Genomic DNA, 17,728 nt, shown 5'->3' with positions numbered 1-17,728 from the left:
GGCTCGGAATCGTGTGTCAGGGAAAATGACACGTGGCACAGTGGGCCGAGTTGACGAAGGAGGTCGTTTCGTAACCTGTTGAAAAATTTGGTGGTGATAGGTGGATTCGAACCACCGACCTCAGCATTATGAGTGCCGCGCTCTAACCGACTGAGCTACATCACCGACCTGTTCCCACTAGCGTGGGGCGCGCATGATAGACGATGGCCGGGCGCGGTAAAAGCCCGGGCCTGTCGGCCAAACACAAAAAACAAAAAAGGGACTGTATGGACTATCAACGCAGCGATCTGCGCTTCGTCTCGGGCGAGGCCGAGTGCGCGGCCTGGTTGTACCGGCCGGTTGGCGGCCGCGGCAAGCAGCCGGCGGTGGTGCTCGGGCATGGCCTGGGCGCGACCAAGGAGATGGGGCTGGACGCTTACGCGGCGCGCTTTGCCGCGGCCGGCTACGTCGCCCTGGTGTTCGACTACCGCTATTTCGGCGCCAGCGGCGGCGAGCCGCGGCAGCTGCTGGACTTCGACCGTCAGCAGCAGGACTGGGCCGCTGCGATCGCCTGCGCGCGTGCCTTGCCGGGTGTCGACCCGGACCGCATCGCGCTGTTCGGCAGCTCGTTCGGCGGCGGCCACGTGATCGTCGCGGCGGCGCGCGATCCACGCGTGGCGGCGGCGATTTCGCAGTGCCCGTTCACCAATGGCATCGCCTCGGCGATGACCCTGGGCGTGGTGCCGCTGGCGCGGCTGTCGGCGCTGGCCTTGCGCGACGCCGCGGCGGCGATCGCCGGCCGCGCGCCGGTGATGGTGCCGCTGGCCGGCCCGCCGGGCTCGACCGCGCTGATGAACGCGGCCGACGCCGAGCCCGGCTATTACGCGCTGGTGCCGAAAGGCATGCGGCACGAGAGCGAAGTTGCGGCGCGCATCGCGCTGCATATCCCGCGGCTGGCGCCGGGGCGTTACGCCAAACACGTCAAGTGCCCGATCCTGTTCGCGGTCTGCGACCGCGACACCGTCGCGCCGGCCGGGCCGACCTTGCGCTATGCCAAGCAGGCGCCGCGCGGCGAAGTGAAGCGCTATCCGATCGGCCACTTCGATATTTATCTGGGCGAGGCCTTCGAGCGGACGATCACGGATCAGCTGGAGTTTCTGGGGCGGGTGTTGCCGGTCTGAGGCTCGTTCTTCCCGCCCGTAGCCCGGTGAAACCCGGGTTGCACCCGGGCTACGGCAACGCGGCTAGTCCGCCTGCAACGCGCGGCGTTCGCGCCACCAGATCAGCGCCGCCAGCAGCAGCCAGGCGATGAAGAACGGCCAGCGCGGCATCGGCGCGGCGCCTTGCGCGGCCGCCGCGTCGTCCATCGTCGAAGCCTGCGCCACCAGCGCGCGCGTCGCCGCCGCATCGCGCGCGGCGCGCAGGCCCGCTGCATCGCCGGCGGCGCGCACGTAGAACGGCCAGTCGCCCGTCGCGGTGCGCAGCCGGTACCAGCCGGCGGGTTCCGGCCAGAACGCGGCGCAGCCATGTTCGATCAGCAGCGGAAGCTCTTTTTGCGCGGCGTCGAACAGATGCGCGTCGTCTCCGAGCTGGCACAGGGTCTGGCGCTCGTCGACCCATGCCTGCGACGGCAGCGGCGGCGGCTGGATCTGCGCGCGCGGCCGCGCCAGTTGGCCGACGATGCCGGCCCACAGCCCGCCGTAGCGCCCGCCCTCACCCTGCAGGCTGAGCTTGAAACTGTCGATCAGCAGCAAGGCGCCGATGCGGCCCTGGCCGCGCGCGCTCCAGGCTGCCAGCGGCTCGCCGTCGTCGCCGCGGATCAAGACGCGCACGCCGCTGGCGAAGCGCGCCGGCGCCGCGCTCAGCGGCAGCGGATCGCGCAGGCCGAGCTGGCGATCGAGTGCGACGCTGCGCGCGGTGTCGGCCGGCTGCAGCGGCAAGCCGAGCTGTGCCCATTCCGCCGCGACGGTGGCATCGACGCTACCGGTGACGCGCAGCAACAGGCCCAGGCCGTGCTCGACCGCGCCCAGCAGCGCGCTTTTCTCATCGGCGCTCAGCGCCGCCCAGCTGCGCTCGTCGAGCAGCACCAGATCGGCCGCCGCGAGCGACGCGGCGTCGAACGCGGCATCGCCGTCGCGCAGCGAGACCGCGTCGGACAGGCCGATGCTCGCGCCCAGCTTCACGCCGGCATCGCGCGCCCAGCGTCGCCAGTACTTCTGATCCGGATCGGGGCCGGCCGCGCGCAGCAGCATCGTCAGCGCGGCACCACTGCGAAACACCACCGGCACGCTGGCCTGGTCGACGACGCTCTGCTCTGCATCCAGCGCCTGCAGCGTGAACAGCGCCGGGCCGGCGGCACGGCCGATCGCCGACAGCACGAACGCGCCGTCCTTGCCCGGCACCGCATGATCGACGACAGCGCCGGACACGTCACGCAACTGCACTTGCGCCACGCGACCCGCGGCGCGGCCGCGCAGAGTCCACTGCGTGCCGACCGGCGACTGCGAGGCGGCACCGACTTCGCTGATGCCCGTCGGCGCGGCGTCGTCGAAGCTCAGGCCGAGCGTGCCGACCGCATTCCAGTCGCGCGGCGGCAGGCCGCGGCCGACGACATGGATCGAACGCGTCGCCGGTTGGCGGCGCAGCGCGCTGGCCAGATCGGGCGCGCGTTGCGCGGACGTCGGCGCCTCGGCGCCCGGCAGCGCGACCACGCGCTGCGCGATCGGCAAAGCGTCGGGCTGCTGCGCGCTGGCGCCCGGCGTCAGCACCGTCAGCGCGTCGAGCCGCAGCGCGGTGTTCGGCGGAAACAGCAGCAGCCAGAACGCGAGCGCGGCGCCCAGTTGCATCAACGGCAACAACAGGCGCCAGGCCGCAGAGCGCTCGGCGCGCGCGCTGCGCCAGGCGGCAATCAGGGCCGCGATCGCGATGAGCGCGGCGATCGCCATCTGCAGGGTCGACATCGTGCCGAAGCTCAGCGCGCTCATCGCGGCGACTCCGCCGGCAGGGCCTGCAGATAGCTCGCGCCCTGCGCGTCCGGCAGCGTACGCGGCTGCAGCGCCGTCGAAGGCGGCGGCAGCAATGGCCACAGCTGCGCACTCAAGGCCGCGCGGCATTGCGAGCAGCCCGGATCGCGGCGCAGGCGCTCGGCCTCGCGTACCAGCGCCAGTGAATCCGGCGCTTGCGTGGGGTGCTCGCGAAGCCAGCCCTGCAGCGCATCCACGTCCGGCACCTGCCCGCGCTCGAGTGCCTGCCAGGCCATGGTCGGGACCGTGGCCGGCGCCGCGACGGCTGCCGTCGGCGAAGGCGGATCGACCAGGCCGGCGCGTTCGCCGGTCAGGCGCCGCGTCATGTCGACCTGCGGCAGATCCTGTCCGACCCGCGCCAGATAAATGCGCGTCGCCTGCTGTACCTGCTTGATCGCTTCGAGCGCACGGTTTTCGTGCGGCAACGCGGCATCCGGCTGCGCGGTGCGCAAGCGGCTTTCCGCATCCCACATTTCATTCAGGGCTGTGCGCAGCAGCGCCTTGGTCGCGTCGTCGAGCAAGGTCGCGGCCTCGGCGATGTCGTGCGCGTGGCCGAACTCGTGCAGGATTTCCATATCCGAACCCGGCTTGGGCTCACCCGGCTGCCGCGTTTCCTGCTCGTCATGTCCAGGCGCTTCGGACTGAGTCTCGGCCGACGCCGCATGCGGATCTTCGTGGTGATGATCACCACCACCGCCTTCGGATTCTTCCCCGAGAAACTGGCCGTAGCGCAGCCGCATCAGCTTCTGATCGACGCCGATTTCGTCGGCGCGTCCGGCGAAATCCGCTGCCGACATCGTTTCGCGCTCGGCGATCAGCGCCTCGGTGTCGATCACGATCTGGCGCTGGCTACGGAAGTAGGCCGGCATGGTCTGCCGCACCAGCCCTTCCATGCCGGCGCTTTCGCTGCTGGCTTCCGGCGGCCAGCGCAGGATGAAGCTGGCGCTGCGTGCGCGGTTCGGCTCGGGTTCGCGGTTGTCGCTGACGCTCAGGCGCACGATCAGATCGTCGCCCTGCTCGAAGCCGAGTTGCTTGAGATCCAGCGTGCGCTGGTAGCGACGCTCGCGCGCGTTTCCCTCGCCTTTCAGCATTTGCGTCTGCTGCGTCACCTTGATGCTCTCGCCCGAGCCCTGCGCCAGCGAGATCGACAGCTCCGCATCACCCAGGCCGTAGTCGTCGCGCGCCTCGAAGCTCAGCTCCCACTGCGGCTGCGCGGCGTCGAGCACGCTCAATGTTTTATCCGGCGCACGCACGGTGATTTCAGGCGCGCGATCGGGAATCGCGTCGAGGCGGTACAGCGTGTCGTCGGCCGCGATGCCGCTGGCGTCGACGCGGTACAGGCCGGATGCGGTGACGGTTTTCGTCGCGACCCACCGATCGCCTTTGTGCTTCAGTTCGAGCCGCGAACCGTCGTGAAACAGCAGCGCGACGGCCGACGGTGGCTGCGCAAACCGCAGGCTCCATTCGATCTGGCTGTTCTCCGGCACGCGCACTTCCAGCGAACGTTCGACCGATTCGCCGATGCCGGTGTAAGCGGGCGGCGCGATCTTCAGCCTCGCCTCGACGCCGGCACGATTCGCCGCGGCAGCCGCACTGCCGCTGCGCGGCAGCGACCCGTTCTGCAGCGGCAGCAGCGTCAGCATCGCCAGCGCGATGCCGACCGCTGCAGCCACGGCGGCGAGCCGGCGCGCGAACGGTGGCCGCAGCTCGGGCAGCCCGGTCTCCGCGAGCCGCGCCAGCACTCTGTCGCGCTGCATCCGGCGCAAGGCGGAGCCTGGCTCCGCGTTCCAGATCAGCTCGGCGCTGTCGTCGAGATGGCGGCAGCGTTGGTTCAGACGCCGTGCCAGCCAGGCGCGGTCGTAGCGGCGCAGGCGCCACAGCAGCAGCGCGGCGATCGCGGCGGCGCCGCAGATCGCCAGCGCGATTGTCGCCCCGATATTCCAGGACGCCACCAGCACCAGCAGGCCCGCCAGCGGCAGCAGGCCGACGATCAGGATGTTGCTCGCGACGCGCAGCCGCGCGCCGCGCAAGGCGCGATCCAGACGCGATTGCAAAGCCGGATCGCTCATCGCCTGTGCAATCTCGCGGCCCACAGGCGTTCGGCGGCGAACAGCAGCGCCGCGATGATCGCGAGCAGGGAATCCAGCGAATCACCCGGCGGCGTGCCGGAAGCGGCGCCGGTCAGCGGCGCGACCGATGCCGCGGCCGCGCGATCCACCAGCGGCTCGGGCAACAGCAGCGCGGCGAGCTGCGACGGAATCTGCGGCTCGCGCAGCGCGGCGTTACGGCTCGCGTCGAATGCGCCGGCGAGCCGCAGGCTGCGGCCACGGCCTTGCGCCTGTACCGACCACGCTTCATCGGCGATCACTACGCCGGCCTGGCCCGATATCAGCGCGCGACCGCCGCGCGCGATCCAGCGATCGACGTCGGCGCCGGGCTTGCCGCCTAGCCAGAACAGCAGCCCGGTGTCGGCTTTCAACGGCGTGTCTTGCGCCGCGTTGTCGATGTCGATGACGCGCCCCTGCGACTGCCAGGCCTGGAGCAGCGCCTGCACGGTCGCGGATTCGCCAGCGTCGCGGCCGTCGCTGCGAATGCTGACAGTCAAGGCATCGGCTTCGGTGTCGACCGGCGCCGCGCCCGGTACGATTTTCCACTGCACTTCGCGGCTGAGGCGCAGCCGCTCGGCATCGAGGCCGCTGACGACTTGCGGCACGATCACCGACAACGCCGCGCCGGCAGGCAGTTCGGCATCGATCTGTCGCAACTGACTGGACGGCGCGTCGCCGCTCAATTGCCGCTGCGGATGATCCGGCGCGGCCAACGCGGCAGCCGATTCCGTGCCCGGCCAGAACACCGTCAGCGCCTTGCCTGCTTCTGCCTGACCGCGCCAAACCGCTTGCGACAACAGCAAGGCCAGCGCCGCGATCAGCAGCAGCCGCAAGGCCAGCAGCAACCAGTGGCGCAGCTGCAGGCGCTCGCGCGGCCGCGCCGGCTCGGCGAGGTAACGCCAGGCCGCGAACAGCACGACGCGGTCTTCGGGCTTGCGCAACAGGTGGATCAGCAACGGCAACGCGATCGCGGCCAGCGCGGCGAGACCCAGCGGTGCCAGCAAGCCGATCATGGCGACTCGCGCAGCAACCGACGCAGCAGGCCATCGGCCGCCTCGTCGGCAACGTGTTCTTCGACTCTGACGCCCGCCGACGCCAGCCGGCGACGCAGCTCGCTGCGGGCGGCGCCGAAGCGCTGCAGGAACCCGTCGCGCGCGGCGGTGGCATCGACGCGGCGCTGATCGGCAGGCGATTCCGGATCGCGAAAACGCGGGCTGCCTTCGAAGCGGAAATCACGCTCATCCGCGGTGAGTACGCGCACGAAGCCGACTTCACGCTGGGCGGCAGACAGTTTCTCGGCCAGCTGTATCGCGCCCTCCTCGAAGCCGTCGGAGAGCATCAGCACCACCGATGAAGGCGCGATCTTCTCCCAGACCGGACGCAGCGCCGCGGCCGTCGGGAAGCCGCCTTGCGGCTGGATGCGCCGAAGCTCGAAGTCGATGCGATCACGCTGACGCCGGCCGTAAGCGGCGTCGATCACGCTGAGACCGCCGCCGCTGCCGACGACCAGTCCGAAGCGATCGTTCTGGCGCAGCGCCAGTTCGGCGATGCAGGCGGCGATGCTGCGCGCCGCGGTGATGCGACTGCGCTCCGGTGCATGGACGTCGATCTGCGCCATCGACGCGCTGGCATCGACGATGATCCAGGCCGTCAGCGGGCTGTCGCGCTCGGCTTCACGCACGAAGAAGCGATCAGACCGCGCGTACAACTTCCAGTCGACACGCCGCGGCTCGTCGCCGGGCTCGTAGCCGCGGTACTGCGCGAACTCCAGGCCGGCGCCGCGCGCACGGCTGTTGTGTGCGCCGATGCCCTGCCCGGTCGCCAGCCGCGCGCCGAGGCGCAAGCCGGCGAGGCGCGCGTAGACGTCAGGTGGGATCAGAGCGGGGCTCACGGCATCTGTCCCCTCTCCCACGTGTGGGAGAGGGTGGCCCGCAAGGCCGGGAGAGGGCGACGAGCGAACGGCCCCTCTCCCCCCGCTGCGCGGGACCCGCTCCCGCACGCGGGAGAGGGGAAAACCAAGTTGAGCTGCATTACAGCGGCTTTACGCCGGATACGGCACGCCGCGCAGCAGCGCGGCGACGACGTCGTCGGTAGTGCGGCGTTCGGCTTCGGCGGCAAAGCTCAACAGCAGGCGATGGCGCAGCACCGGCGCGGCCAATGCCTGTACATCTTCACGCGTCGCGGCGAGGCGCCCCTGCAGCAGCGCGCGCGCTTTCGACGCGAGCACCAGCGACTGGCCGGCGCGCGGGCCGGCGCCCCAGCGTATCCATTCGCGCACCTCGTTCACGCTGCTGGTCTGCGGCCGCGTCGAGCGCACCAGTCGCGTGATCCAGGCGAGCACGTCGTCACCGACATGCACTTCGCGCGTCAGCTGTTGCAGCGCCAGCACCTCAATGCCATCCATCACCGCCTCGACCTTGGCGCTGACGCCGCCGGTGGTCTGGGTGATGATCGCCTGCTCCTCGGCCTCGCTCGGATAGTCGACGCGAATGTGCAGCAGAAATCGATCGAGCTGCGCTTCCGGCAGCGGATAGGTACCCGCGTTTTCCAGCGGATTCTGCGTGGCCAGGACGAAGAACGGCTCCGGCAGCGGATACGTGGTGCCGGCGTAGCTCACGGTGTGTTCCTGCATCGCTTCGAGCAGGGCCGCCTGGGTCTTCGGCGGCGTGCGATTGAGTTCGTCGGCGAGCAGCAGGTTGGTGAATACCGGCCCCTGCTGGAACTTGAAATAGCGCTTGCCGGTGCCGTGATCCTCTTCGAGAATTTCGGTACCCAGAATGTCGCTGGGCATCAGGTCGGGCGTGAATTGCACGCGGCGAAAACCGAGCTTCAGCGCCTGGCCGAGCGTGCGCACCAGCAGGGTTTTACCCAGGCCGGGCACGCCTTCGAGCAGGCAATGACCGCCCGCGAGCAGGCCGATCAGCAACTGCTCGACGGTCTCGTGCTGTCCGACGATGGTCTGGCCGATCGCGCTGCGCACCGCGGCGAGTTTGGCCAGTTGCTGGCGGATGCTGTCTTCGTTGATGGCGGGAGTCATTACCAGTGCACGGCTTTTATTGAAGGGATAACAAAACCCCGTTCGTCCCGAGTAGCGCCGAAGGCGCGTATCGAGGGATCAGGCTGCGATCCGGTCCCTCGATACGCCGCGAAAAGCGCGGCTACTCGGGACGAACGGAGGGTGGTTGGAATTTTCACATCACGATGTCAGCGCGTACGTCACCACGTTGACCGCGAACTTGGTCAGGTCTTCGCCCTGGAAGCGCTTGTTGCGCCAGTCGAAGTCCCATTCGCAGCCGTAGTCCTTGTTGCTGTACAGCAGGCCGAGGCGGCCGTTGATGACGATGCCTTTCAGGTACTCATGCACCAGGTCGTCGCCCCAGCCATTGAGTTCGAAAGCGGTTGCCGGCGGTTTGTCGAACTTGAAGAAGCTGCTGAAGATCGGATGATCGGCCGGCAGTTTTTGCAGCGCATCGGCGCCGAAAATCGCGGCCATTTCGGCTTCGAAGGATTTGGCAAACAGGCCGTCAATGTCGTGATTGCAGTCGTCGACCAGCACGAAGCCGCCATTGTTCACGTAGGCGCTGAAATTGGCGCGCTCTTCCGGGCTGAACTCGACCAGCTTGTGGCCGGTTAGATAGCAGAACGGCGCGCTCAGCATGCGCCTGTCGGCCAGAGGCAGCACATGCTCGGTCGGATCGACGCGCAAAGTCGTGTACTGCAGCAGCGCGTCGGCCATGTTCGACGGCATGCGCGCATCGACGTCCCAGTCGCCGGATTCATACATCAGCCGTGTGAACCAGAAATCGTAGACGGCGGCGGGCGGGGTCTGGGCGTGGACTTCGGGGAGGACGCCGGCAGCAAAAAGACCTGCCAGTGATTTGAGGAATTCGGAGCGTTTCATACTCGTTGAAAGCAGAGTCGCGGACAGGGTCCGCTCCTACAGAGCTGGCTCTTGCAGGAGCGGACCCTGTCCGCGACCGACGACATCGGTGAACCTTAAACCGCGTCGGACAACGACGAGAACGTGAATTCGCGCAGCTTCATCGGCGGCACCATCATCACGAACGGCGATTCGTCGTCGGCCACGCGCACCGGCTTGCCGAACTCCTCGACGTTGTTGAGCATGATCACCGGCGATTCGTTGAAGCGGAAATTCTTGATCGGATACTTGATCTCACCGTTCTCGATATAGAAGGTGCCGTCGCGGGTCAGGCCGGTCAGCAACACGGTCTGCGGATCGACCATGCGGATGTACCAGGTGCGCGTCACCAGCACGCCTTTCTTGGTGCTCTTGATCAGGTCCATCGTCGACTTGTCACCGCCGGCGATGATCAGGTTGCCGGGCTGGCCGACGGCCTTTTTGCCCTGCTTCTTGGCCCAGAATCGCGAGTACTGCAGATAGTCGACGACGCCCTTGGTGACGATCGGCATCTTCTCGCGCGGCAAGCCGTCTTCGTCCCAGGGCACCACCGCGCAGGTCGCGTCGGCCGGGTCGGCGTACATGGTCACGCGCTCGTCGAAGACTTTCTCGCCGACCTTGTTGCCGCCGCCTTTCTTGGTCAGGAAGCTGCGGCCTTCGTCGGCCTGGCGCGCGTCGAAGCTGTTCATCATGAACGAGATCAGGCCCGAGGCCGCGGCCGGCTCAAGGATCACGGTGTACTTGCCCGGCTCCAGCGCCTTGGCTTCTGCCGAACGCGAGGCCTTGTCCATCGCCACCTGGATTTCGCTCTTGGCTTCGAACTTGGAAACGTCGGCCAGATTGCGGCCGACCCAGCCCGAGCCACGGCCGTCCTCGGTGCGCACCGTGCAGGTGAAATTGAAACCGGTGTAGCGCTGATAGCCGAAGTTGCCGTTGCTATTGGCGATTGCCGAATAGCTGCGGTTGTCGCTCATGTAACCGGCCGCGACCAGCTTGCTGGCCTTGCACGGCGTGATGCAGTCCGACGCCACCTGCGCGCGCAGTTCCGGCGTGATCGCAGCCGTGGTTTCGACGTAGGTGTCGGTGGCCTTGTAGCTCTGCTTGGCGATCGCCGGCACGAACTCCGGATTCTCCGGCGCCAGCTTGGCCAGTTCCTCCGCGCGCCTGACCACACGCATCAGCGAGGCGTCGTCGAACTCGTTGATCGTCGCGGTGCCGACCCGCTTGCCGAAGGCGACCTGCACCACCAGCTCGGTGTTGTCGATGATGCCGCTGGTGCTCACGCTGTTGCGCGCAAAGCGGATGTTGCCTTCGATCGCGCCGGTCAGCTGGGCCGTGCATTCGTCGGCCTTGGACAGCTTGATCACTTTCTGCAGGAGCGTCTTGGCTTCCTGCTCGGTAAATAGCGTCATTGGTTGTCTTCCCTTATCCGAGGCTGCGAGCGGTGTTGATCACGTTGATGCCGTTGAAGCGCGCCGTCGACGAGCCATGCGACACCGCCGACACCTGGATGGGTTGGCCCTTGCCATCGAAGAAGCTGCCGCCGAAGCGATAGTCGCGATCGTCGCAGACCGCGGCGCAGGCGCCCCAGAATTCCGGCGTGCGGATCTGGTAGGCGACGTCCTCGATCTGGTCGGTGATCTTGCCGTCCTTGATTTCGTAGAACAGCTGGCCGCCGAACTGCGCGTTGTAGCGCTGCTGGTCGATCGAGAACGAGCCGTCGCCGATGATGTAGATGCCGTCCTTGACGTCCTTGATCATGTCGGCCACCGACAGCGGTGACTTGCCCGGCTGCAGCGACACGTTGGCCATGCGCTGGAACTGCACGTTGCTCCACGAGTCGGCGTAGCAGCAGCCCTGCGATTCCTTGAGGCCGATGATGTGCGCCTGATCGCGGATCGCCTGGTAGTTGACCAGCGTGCCGTCCTTGATCAGATCCCACTTCTGCGTCTTCACGCCCTCGTCGTCGTAGCCGACCGCGCCCAGCGTTCCCGGCTGAATCTTGTCGGCGAAGATCGTGACCTTGTCGCTGCCGTACTTGAAGGACTTCGACTGCCACTTGTCCAGCGTGGCGAAGCTGGTGCCGGCGAAATTGGCCTCGTAGCCGAGCACGCGATCCAGTTCCAGCGGATGGCCGACCGACTCGTGGATCGTCAGCCACAGGTGCGAAGGATCGAGCACCAGGTCGTAGCGGCCCGGCTTGACGCCGCGCGCCTTGATCTTCGCCCGCGCCTGCTTGGCCGCGGCGGTGGCGTCGTCGAACATGTTGTAGCGATCGCCATAGACCACGGCGCCGCCCGGCATGGTGATGCCCTTGCTGGTGCCATCGAGATATTCGTAGCCCATGCCGCGCGGCGACGACAGGCCTTCGCGATCGCGGAACTTGCCGCTGGCCTTGTCGATCGCGGTGGTCTCGAAGCGCGGCCAGATGCGATGCACGTCCTGGTCGATGTAGGAGCCGTCGGTGCTGGCGAAGTACTTCTGCTCGTTGACCGAGAAGATCATCGAGCTGACGAAATCGGCGCCGGCCTTCAGCGCCGCGCCGTTGACCGACAGCAGCAGATCGACTTTCTCCTTGATCGGCACTTCCATCGAGTTCTTCAGGATCGGCGTCTTCCAGCTGACATCGCCGACGCCCTTGTTCGGCGCCAGCTGCACCGGCTCGCTCTGGAACTTGGAATTGGCCTTGGCTATCTGCGTGGCCTGCAGCGCCGCCTTGGCGATGCCGTCTTCGGAGAAATCGCTGGTCGCGGCGAAACCCCAGGTGCCATTGACGATCACGCGTATGCCGGTGCCCATGGACTCGGTGTTGACCACGTTCTGCACCTTGTCTTCGCGAGTGATCACGAACTGGCGCAGATAGCGGCCGATACGCACGTCGCAGTAGCTGGCGCCGTTCTTGGTCGCCGTGTTCAAGGCGACCGTGGCCATCTTCTTCTTGGTGGCGACATCCATCGTCGTCGCCAGCACGTCGGCCGCCACCACGCGGCCATAGATGGGCAGCATCAGCGCACCGGCGCCGGCACTGCTCATCTTGAGAAAATCACGTCTGAGCATTCGCTCCTCCCTGGGATTTTTTTCGGCACGAGCCACGATCGCGGCCCGCGAACGGCTCATAGACAGGCATGAACCGCGCCGGGTTCATCCGCGAGTCAGGATGCACAAACAAATTCTGCCCACAAGAGGAAAACCCCGTTGCCAGACCACCAATCTCCATGATCGCTACACACTCCGTGCACAGTGCGCGCCTACTCTGGTTACGTCCTCAAGAAGAGGCATCCGAAGGAGAAGCACCATGAACACCCAGTCCACCCATCGTTGGTACAAGAGCACCGCCGCCAAGAGCGTCGCGCTGGCAACCGTGCTGATGGCCGGCGTCGTCACGCCGAGCTTCGCAGGCGACCGTGGCACCGGCGCCGTGATCGGCGCGGTCAGCGGCGGCGTGGTCGGCAACGCGGTGGGTGGCAGCCAGGGCACGGTGATCGGCGCGCTGGCCGGTGCGGCGCTGGGCGTCGCCATCGCCGACAGCAACGATCATCGCCGTGACCGTTACGACGACCGCTACTACGGCGATCAGCGCTACTACGGCGGTGGCAATTATTATCGCCCCGCTCCGGTGGTCTACCGCCCGGCGCCGGTGTATCGCCCTGCCCCGGTCGTGTACCGCCCGGTGTATCGCCCGGTGTACCGCGAGAAGGTGGTGTACGAGCAGCGCGGTGGTCATTACGACGGTCGCTATGACCATCGTTACGACAACCGTCACGATGACCATCGTGGCTGGGACCGTGATCGCCACGGCCATCACTAAGCGGTAGGTGGTGGAGAAAAGGCGGGCCTTCGGGCCCGCCTTTTTTGTGACCGTTCGGTGTCCGGGCGGTGTCCGCGGACACCGGGTCGGACAGCAGGCCGCCCGCCCTGTTCGCGGGTCCCTGCGAATTCTCAGCCTCGACGCGACCGGCTTTTTGCAGGGCGCTCCGCACACTCCCGTCTTTATGCAGGGGACTCGTTCTCAAGAAAACAAACAAGCCGTTTCGTTTCATCAACTTGCGCATCGGCATAGAACTTGGGAAGGCCCATCCGACCCGAGGAACCCATGATCAAAGAAGCCGAAACCAGCAGCACGCTCAGCGCGCGTGAAGACGTGAGCGAGAAAAAGCGCAGCGCCTTGCGCCTGGTGTCGTCGCCTCACCCCGCTCTCGTCGAAGACGAGCCGGCGCCCGTCGTGACCGAAAGCAGAAGCCTGCCGGCCCGCGCGATCCATCCCGCGTTCCTGGTCCGCGACGAACGTTTCACCGCACTGCATCCGCGCCGGGTGTTCAGCCGGCAACGCCGTCGAGGCAGCTACGTCTTCCACTGTTAGCTCGCTGCACTTGCTCGCCCTTGTCCGCCGCGTCATCGACGCTTGGCGCCGGCTGCCGGCCGAGGGCACGGTGCTGCTGCACATAGACCGCGTGTCCTGCGCGCCGCCCGGCTATCATCTGCTCGGCGAGAAAGACCAGAGGCTGGCGTTGTCCGTGGACCCTGCGGTGAACTACTCGAGATCCTCGATCGACCTGCGCTTCGACGGCGCGGCGCTGGTCAGCGCTCGCCTTCTGCCGGCGCCACTGCTCGCCCACCCGAATTCTTGTCGACCGAGCGATATGGCGGACCATGCCGGCGTCTGACTCGATCAAATGCCTGATCGTCGATGACGTCGCCGAGAATCTGACGGCGCTGGAGGCGCTGCTGCGCGGCGACGGTGTCGACGTGCTCAGCGCCAGCTCCGGCTTCGAGGCGCTGGAGCTGCTGCTCAAGCACGACGTCGCGCTGGCACTGCTGGACGTGCACATGCCGGACATGGACGGCTTCGAGCTGGCCGAGCTGATGCGCGGCACCGAGCGTTCGCGCCACGTTCCGATCATCTTCGTCACTGCCGCCTCGCGCGAAACCCAGCGCATTTTCCGCGGCTACGAATCCGGCGCGGTCGACTTTCTGTTCAAGCCGATCGACCCGAACATCCTGCGCCACAAGGCCGACACCTTCTTCGCGCTATACCGGCGCAAGCAGGAACTGGCGCGTGCGCTGCAGGTGCGCGACGACGTGCTCGCCGTGGTCTCACACGATCTGCGCGACCCGCTCAACGTGGTCGCGATGGCCGGCTCGATGCTGCAGCAGATCGGCACGATGAAAAACGAGCCGCAGACACTGGAAATCGCCGGCATGCTGCAGCGCTCGGTGGAGCGCATGCAGCGCATGATCGCGGATCTGCTCGACATGGCGACGCTGCGCTCAGGGCGGCTGTCGATCCAGCGCGAGGCCGGCGAAGTCAACGGCCTGCTCGGCGAGGCGATCAACGCGCTCAGGCCGGTGGCGCAGGCCAAGCAGATCGAGCTGCGCTGCGATATTCCCGAAGACAAGACCGATCTGCGGTTCGACCGCCAGCGCATGATGCAGGTGTTCTCCAACCTGATCGGCAACGCGATCAAGTTCTGCGATGGCGGCGCGATGATCGTCGTCAGCGCGGTCGCCGAGCGCGACAGCGTGCATTTCGCGGTCGAAGACAGCGGCCCCGGCATCAAGGACGGCGACCTCGACAAGCTGTTCGATCCGTACTGGTCCGGCGGTCGCGAAGCCCGCGGCGGCACCGGCCTGGGCCTGTACATCACCCGCGGCATCGTCGAAGCGCATGGCGGGCGCATCTGGGCCGAGAATCGCAGCGGCGGTGGCGCGGCGCTGCGGTTTACCTTGCCGCGGAGCTGATCGTTTCGGTTCGGTATTCGGTCGCGAGCAAGCCCGCTCCTACAAAAAGCTCATCGATGTAGGAGCGGGCTTGCCCGCGACCCGCTACGACGGCAAACGCAGAACGACTTCCAGCCCGCCACCGGGCGCATTGACTGCGCTGACGCTGCCGCGATGCGCGGTGACCACGCGTTGCACGATCGCCAGTCCCAGCCCATGGCCTTCGGCGCGAACCGCATTGGTGCCGCGGAAGAACGGCCGGAACAGCCGCGACAGGTCTTCCTCCGGCACGCCAGGGCCGTGATCGCGCACGCGGATTTCGACATCACTGGCGCGACGCGACAGCGTCACCTGCACGCGGCCGCCGTCGTCGCTGAACTTGATCGCGTTGGCCAGCAGATTGTCGATCGCGCGTCCGACCAGTTCTTCGCTGCCGGCAATCGACAGGCCATCCGGCAATTCGACCAGCTCCAGTCCGACGTCACGCGCGCCGGCTTCGAGCTGCCAGTCTTCGATCTTGGCATGCAGCAGCTCGCTCAAGTCGAACGACAGCCGGTCCGAGCCGGGCAGATCGGATTCCAGCCGCGACAGCGCCAGCGCCTGGCCGATCAGCTGATCGAGGCGGCTGATTTCGTGCTCGGCCCGGGTGAAATGCGCCGCGGCCTCGTGCGGCGGGCTGCGCTGCGCCAGGTCGAGCAGCAGATGCAGGCGCGCCAGCGGTGAGCGCAGCTCGTGCGACACGTCCTGCAGCACGCCGCGCTCGCTGGTGACCAGGGTTTCGATGCGACCCGCCATGCGGTCGAAGTCGCGCGCCAGATCGCCGACCTCGTCGCCGGACTGCGTATAGCGTGCCGGCACGCGCGCGGCGAGATCACCCGACGCGAAGCGCCGCGCGGCCTCGCGCACCGCCGCCACCGGTCGCGCGATGGTGCGCGCGATCCACCAGCCGACGACACCGATGATCAACAGCGACGCCGCGATCTGCGTCGCCCAGACGATCGGCATGCTCGGGAACGGCGGCCGCGGCCGGCGCATCGCCACCAGCTGGCGGGTGATGCCGTCGCGGCCGGTGACCGCCTGGCCGATGGTGATCAGCCGGCGCGGCGGGCCGCCGCGGATGAAGCTGTTGATGCTGCCGATCGCGGTGCCTTCCGGCGGCGGCGGTCCGCCCTCGCCATTTTCCGGTGGAAGACGATCACGATCACGCTCGTCCGGCTCTTCGGAAAACAACAGCGACGGCGGCCGCCGCAGCATCGGCAGCGTGCGGCCGCCAAGGCTCTTTTCGTTTTCATACAGCGCGGCCTCGATGCCGCGATGGCGCTGCTGTTCGATCCACGCGACCAGGCCGCTGGTGCCCTGATTGATGTAGGCGTCGTTGGCTTCTTCGGCCAGCGCGGCCCAGTCGGGATCGTCGCCGTAGTTGTAGCGCGCGATGCGCTCGGTGACGAACACCGACACCATCAGGGTGGCGACGTTGGCGAGCACGAACCACAGCAGCAGCCGCAGGTAAAGGCGGCTCACGTCGTCGCGCCGCCCGCCAGGATCAGCTGATAACCGGCGCCGCGGATCGCCTCGATGCGCGGCGCCAGCGCCGAGGCATCGCCGAGTTTCTTGCGCAGCCGCGACAGGTGCACGTCGACGCTGCGGTCGAAGCGCTCGATCTCGCGGCCGAGGGCTTCGCGCGTCAGCAAGGCCTTGTCGACCACCTGGCCGGCGCGCTGCGCCAGCGCCAGCAGCAGCGAGAATTCGGCACCGGTGAGTTCCAGCTCGATGCCTTCGATCAGCGCACGGCGTTCACCCGGGAACAGCCGCAGCGGCCCGGCCTGCACCGCCTGCGGCAAAGCCGCCGACGACTGCCGCAGACGCGCGCGCACCCGCGCCAACAGCTCCCGCGGCAGGCAGGGCTTGGACAGGTAATCGTCGGCGCCGAGCTCCAGCCCGACCACGCGGTCCACCGGCTCGCCGCGTGCCGACAGCATGATCACCGGCAGGCCGTGACGCGCGCGCAATTCGGCGAGCGTCTGCAGGCCGTCGCGGCCGGGCATGGTCACGTCGAGGATCATCAGGTCGGGGCGGCGCGACGGATCGGCCAGGCGATCGAGCGCGCCGTTGCCGTCGTGGACGACGTCGACATCGAAGCCTTCGCGGCCCAGATAGTCCTGCAGCAACCTGCATAGTTCACGATCGTCGTCGGCGATCAGAATGCGATTCGGAAGTCCGTTCATGGAGCGTACTGTTGCTTGCGCTGCGCGCTCACCGCAAGCGTGGAGATTGCGGTTTACCCATCTTTACTGGTGCGCAACGTTTCGCGATCCGCCCCCACGGTTGAATACATCGGCGCTTTCACCTCATCCCCCCCACTGTCTTGAAAGCGCGGATGGACCCACAGGAGATTGATATGCGCCGCTTGATTCCCTCTGCTTCCCTGATCGCCGCCCTTGCCCTGTCCGGCGTGGCTTACGCCGGCAAGGGACCAGGCCCCGACGGACATGGCCACGGACCCGGCCCGGGCGGTCCCTACATGCACGAACTGCGCGACCTCGATCTGAGCGATGCCCAGCGCACCCAGATCAAGGGCTTTTTCGAAGCCGGGCGCGAACAGGGCAAGGCCAGCCGCGACGCCATGTTCCAGCTGCATCGCAGCTACGATCTGGCGGTGCCGGGCAGCAAGGAGTTCAGCACGCTGACCACCAAGCTGGCCGATGCCGAAGCCAATGAGGCGCGCAATCGCGTGCAGAAAATGGCCGAGCTGCGCACCCAGATCTACGGCGTGCTGACGCCGGACCAGCGCAGCAAGCTCGCCACCGAGCTGGCCAATCTCCCCGAGCCCAAGGACGGCCCGGAAGACCTGCCGGAACCGCGATAGGTCTGTATCTGAAACGGCCCCGGGTTTCACCCGGGCTACGTCGTCACGAGTAGCCCGGGTGCAACCCGGGGATTGCCGCGTTACTGCGCTTAGACAGGCGCTGCCGCTTGGTCCG

Annotated in this window: 16 protein-coding genes and 1 tRNA gene; 6 read left to right on the top strand and 11 right to left on the bottom strand. The window is 67.3% G+C overall.

Translation table 11 applies throughout. The annotated features are described in order from the left end of the window. Positions 1–88 precede the first annotated feature (88 nt). Positions 89–165, bottom strand: a tRNA-Met gene (locus ACQZF9_RS07010). A 101-nt stretch (positions 166–266) separates the two neighbouring features. Between ACQZF9_RS07010 and ACQZF9_RS07005 the strand changes: the two genes are divergently transcribed. Beyond that, the gene (locus ACQZF9_RS07005) at positions 267–1,160 is read left to right on the top strand and encodes an alpha/beta hydrolase (RefSeq protein ID WP_428312541.1); all 894 of its coding nucleotides are present in this window, start codon (positions 267–269) and stop codon (positions 1,158–1,160) included. Between the two features lie 63 nt (positions 1,161–1,223). Here the strand turns inward: ACQZF9_RS07005 and ACQZF9_RS07000 are convergent, their stop codons facing one another. From ACQZF9_RS07000 to ACQZF9_RS06965, 8 genes are all read right to left on the bottom strand, one after another. Next, positions 1,224–2,963 (bottom strand): hypothetical protein, encoded by a 1,740-nt coding sequence (locus ACQZF9_RS07000; protein ID WP_428312540.1) that lies wholly within the window; start codon positions 2,961–2,963, stop codon positions 1,224–1,226. Then, positions 2,960–5,095: a hypothetical protein gene (locus ACQZF9_RS06995; protein ID WP_428312539.1), complete on the bottom strand. Its 2,136-nt coding sequence runs from the start codon at positions 5,093–5,095 to the stop codon at positions 2,960–2,962. The genes ACQZF9_RS07000 and ACQZF9_RS06995 overlap by 4 nt, the downstream gene beginning before the upstream one ends. Next, positions 5,068–6,123, bottom strand: a complete 1,056-nt coding sequence (locus ACQZF9_RS06990) for a BatA domain-containing protein (protein ID WP_428312538.1) — start codon at positions 6,121–6,123, stop codon at positions 5,068–5,070. Before ACQZF9_RS06990 ends, ACQZF9_RS06995 begins: the two co-directional genes overlap by 28 nt. Beyond that, positions 6,120–7,001: a DUF58 domain-containing protein gene (locus tag ACQZF9_RS06985; RefSeq protein WP_428312537.1), complete on the bottom strand. Its 882-nt coding sequence runs from the start codon at positions 6,999–7,001 to the stop codon at positions 6,120–6,122. Before ACQZF9_RS06985 ends, ACQZF9_RS06990 begins: the two co-directional genes overlap by 4 nt. 150 nt (positions 7,002–7,151) lie before the next feature. Further along, on the bottom strand, positions 7,152–8,147 hold the full coding sequence (locus ACQZF9_RS06980; RefSeq protein ID WP_428312536.1) for an AAA family ATPase: 996 nt from the start codon (positions 8,145–8,147) through the stop codon (positions 7,152–7,154). A gap of 159 nt (positions 8,148–8,306) precedes the next feature. Next, on the bottom strand, positions 8,307–9,011 hold the full coding sequence (locus tag ACQZF9_RS06975) for a DUF4159 domain-containing protein (protein ID WP_428312535.1): 705 nt from the start codon (positions 9,009–9,011) through the stop codon (positions 8,307–8,309). A gap of 95 nt (positions 9,012–9,106) precedes the next feature. Next, a complete protein-coding gene (locus ACQZF9_RS06970) occupies positions 9,107–10,441 on the bottom strand; it encodes a TldD/PmbA family protein (protein ID WP_428312534.1) in 1,335 nt (444 codons plus the stop codon). Positions 10,442–10,454: 13 nt separating this feature from the next. Further along, positions 10,455–12,086: a TldD/PmbA family protein gene (locus tag ACQZF9_RS06965; protein ID WP_428312533.1), complete on the bottom strand. Its 1,632-nt coding sequence runs from the start codon at positions 12,084–12,086 to the stop codon at positions 10,455–10,457. A 238-nt stretch (positions 12,087–12,324) separates the two neighbouring features. Here ACQZF9_RS06965 and ACQZF9_RS06960 point away from each other — a divergent pair, with 238 nt between their 5' ends. From ACQZF9_RS06960 to ACQZF9_RS06945, 4 genes are all read left to right on the top strand, one after another. Next, positions 12,325–12,837 (top strand): glycine zipper domain-containing protein, encoded by a 513-nt coding sequence (locus tag ACQZF9_RS06960; protein WP_428312532.1) that lies wholly within the window; start codon positions 12,325–12,327, stop codon positions 12,835–12,837. Between the two features lie 285 nt (positions 12,838–13,122). Beyond that, entirely contained in the window at positions 13,123–13,389 is a 267-nt protein-coding gene (locus ACQZF9_RS06955; RefSeq protein WP_428312531.1) for a hypothetical protein, read from the top strand. A 10-nt stretch (positions 13,390–13,399) separates the two neighbouring features. Beyond that, positions 13,400–13,693, top strand: a complete 294-nt coding sequence (locus ACQZF9_RS06950; protein ID WP_428312530.1) for a hypothetical protein — start codon at positions 13,400–13,402, stop codon at positions 13,691–13,693. Then, positions 13,680–14,768 carry a hybrid sensor histidine kinase/response regulator gene (locus ACQZF9_RS06945; protein WP_428312529.1) on the top strand — a complete coding sequence of 363 codons (1,089 nt, stop codon included), beginning with the start codon at positions 13,680–13,682 and terminating at the stop codon, positions 14,766–14,768. Before ACQZF9_RS06950 ends, ACQZF9_RS06945 begins: the two co-directional genes overlap by 14 nt. An 84-nt stretch (positions 14,769–14,852) precedes the next feature. Here ACQZF9_RS06945 and ACQZF9_RS06940 read toward each other — a convergent pair whose 3' ends face one another. Both ACQZF9_RS06940 and ACQZF9_RS06935 read right to left on the bottom strand, forming a co-directional pair. After that, positions 14,853–16,268 carry a sensor histidine kinase gene (locus ACQZF9_RS06940; RefSeq protein ID WP_428312528.1) on the bottom strand — a complete coding sequence of 472 codons (1,416 nt, stop codon included), beginning with the start codon at positions 16,266–16,268 and terminating at the stop codon, positions 14,853–14,855. Then, a complete protein-coding gene (locus ACQZF9_RS06935; protein ID WP_428312527.1) occupies positions 16,265–16,972 on the bottom strand; it encodes a response regulator in 708 nt (235 codons plus the stop codon). Before ACQZF9_RS06935 ends, ACQZF9_RS06940 begins: the two co-directional genes overlap by 4 nt. Before the next feature lie 173 nt (positions 16,973–17,145). On the opposite strand from ACQZF9_RS06935, the gene ACQZF9_RS06930 reads away from it, so the two are divergent. Beyond that, entirely contained in the window at positions 17,146–17,613 is a 468-nt protein-coding gene (locus ACQZF9_RS06930; protein ID WP_428312526.1) for a Spy/CpxP family protein refolding chaperone, read from the top strand. The last annotated feature ends 115 nt before the right edge of the window (positions 17,614–17,728 follow it).

The sequence above is a fragment of the Hydrocarboniphaga sp. genome (assembly GCF_965279055.1).
GTDB lineage: Bacteria > Pseudomonadota > Gammaproteobacteria > Nevskiales > Nevskiaceae > Hydrocarboniphaga.
Note: the sequence above shows the minus strand (reverse complement) of the source record. Positions and strands in the feature narration are given on the sequence as shown.

Coding starts and splice junctions, on each gene's coding strand:
- ACQZF9_RS07005 (WP_428312541.1), top strand. CDS start 267: ATGGACTATCAACGCAGCGATCTGCGCTTCGTCTCGGGCGAGGCCGAG.
- ACQZF9_RS07000 (WP_428312540.1), bottom strand. CDS start 2,963: ATGAGCGCGCTGAGCTTCGGCACGATGTCGACCCTGCAGATGGCGATC.
- ACQZF9_RS06990 (WP_428312538.1), bottom strand. CDS start 6,123: ATGATCGGCTTGCTGGCACCGCTGGGTCTCGCCGCGCTGGCCGCGATC.
- ACQZF9_RS06980 (WP_428312536.1), bottom strand. CDS start 8,147: ATGACTCCCGCCATCAACGAAGACAGCATCCGCCAGCAACTGGCCAAA.
- ACQZF9_RS06975 (WP_428312535.1), bottom strand. CDS start 9,011: ATGAAACGCTCCGAATTCCTCAAATCACTGGCAGGTCTTTTTGCTGCC.
- ACQZF9_RS06970 (WP_428312534.1), bottom strand. CDS start 10,441: ATGACGCTATTTACCGAGCAGGAAGCCAAGACGCTCCTGCAGAAAGTG.
- ACQZF9_RS06965 (WP_428312533.1), bottom strand. CDS start 12,086: ATGCTCAGACGTGATTTTCTCAAGATGAGCAGTGCCGGCGCCGGTGCG.
- ACQZF9_RS06960 (WP_428312532.1), top strand. CDS start 12,325: ATGAACACCCAGTCCACCCATCGTTGGTACAAGAGCACCGCCGCCAAG.
- ACQZF9_RS06955 (WP_428312531.1), top strand. CDS start 13,123: ATGATCAAAGAAGCCGAAACCAGCAGCACGCTCAGCGCGCGTGAAGAC.
- ACQZF9_RS06945 (WP_428312529.1), top strand. CDS start 13,680: ATGCCGGCGTCTGACTCGATCAAATGCCTGATCGTCGATGACGTCGCC.
- ACQZF9_RS06935 (WP_428312527.1), bottom strand. CDS start 16,972: ATGAACGGACTTCCGAATCGCATTCTGATCGCCGACGACGATCGTGAA.
- ACQZF9_RS06930 (WP_428312526.1), top strand. CDS start 17,146: ATGCGCCGCTTGATTCCCTCTGCTTCCCTGATCGCCGCCCTTGCCCTG.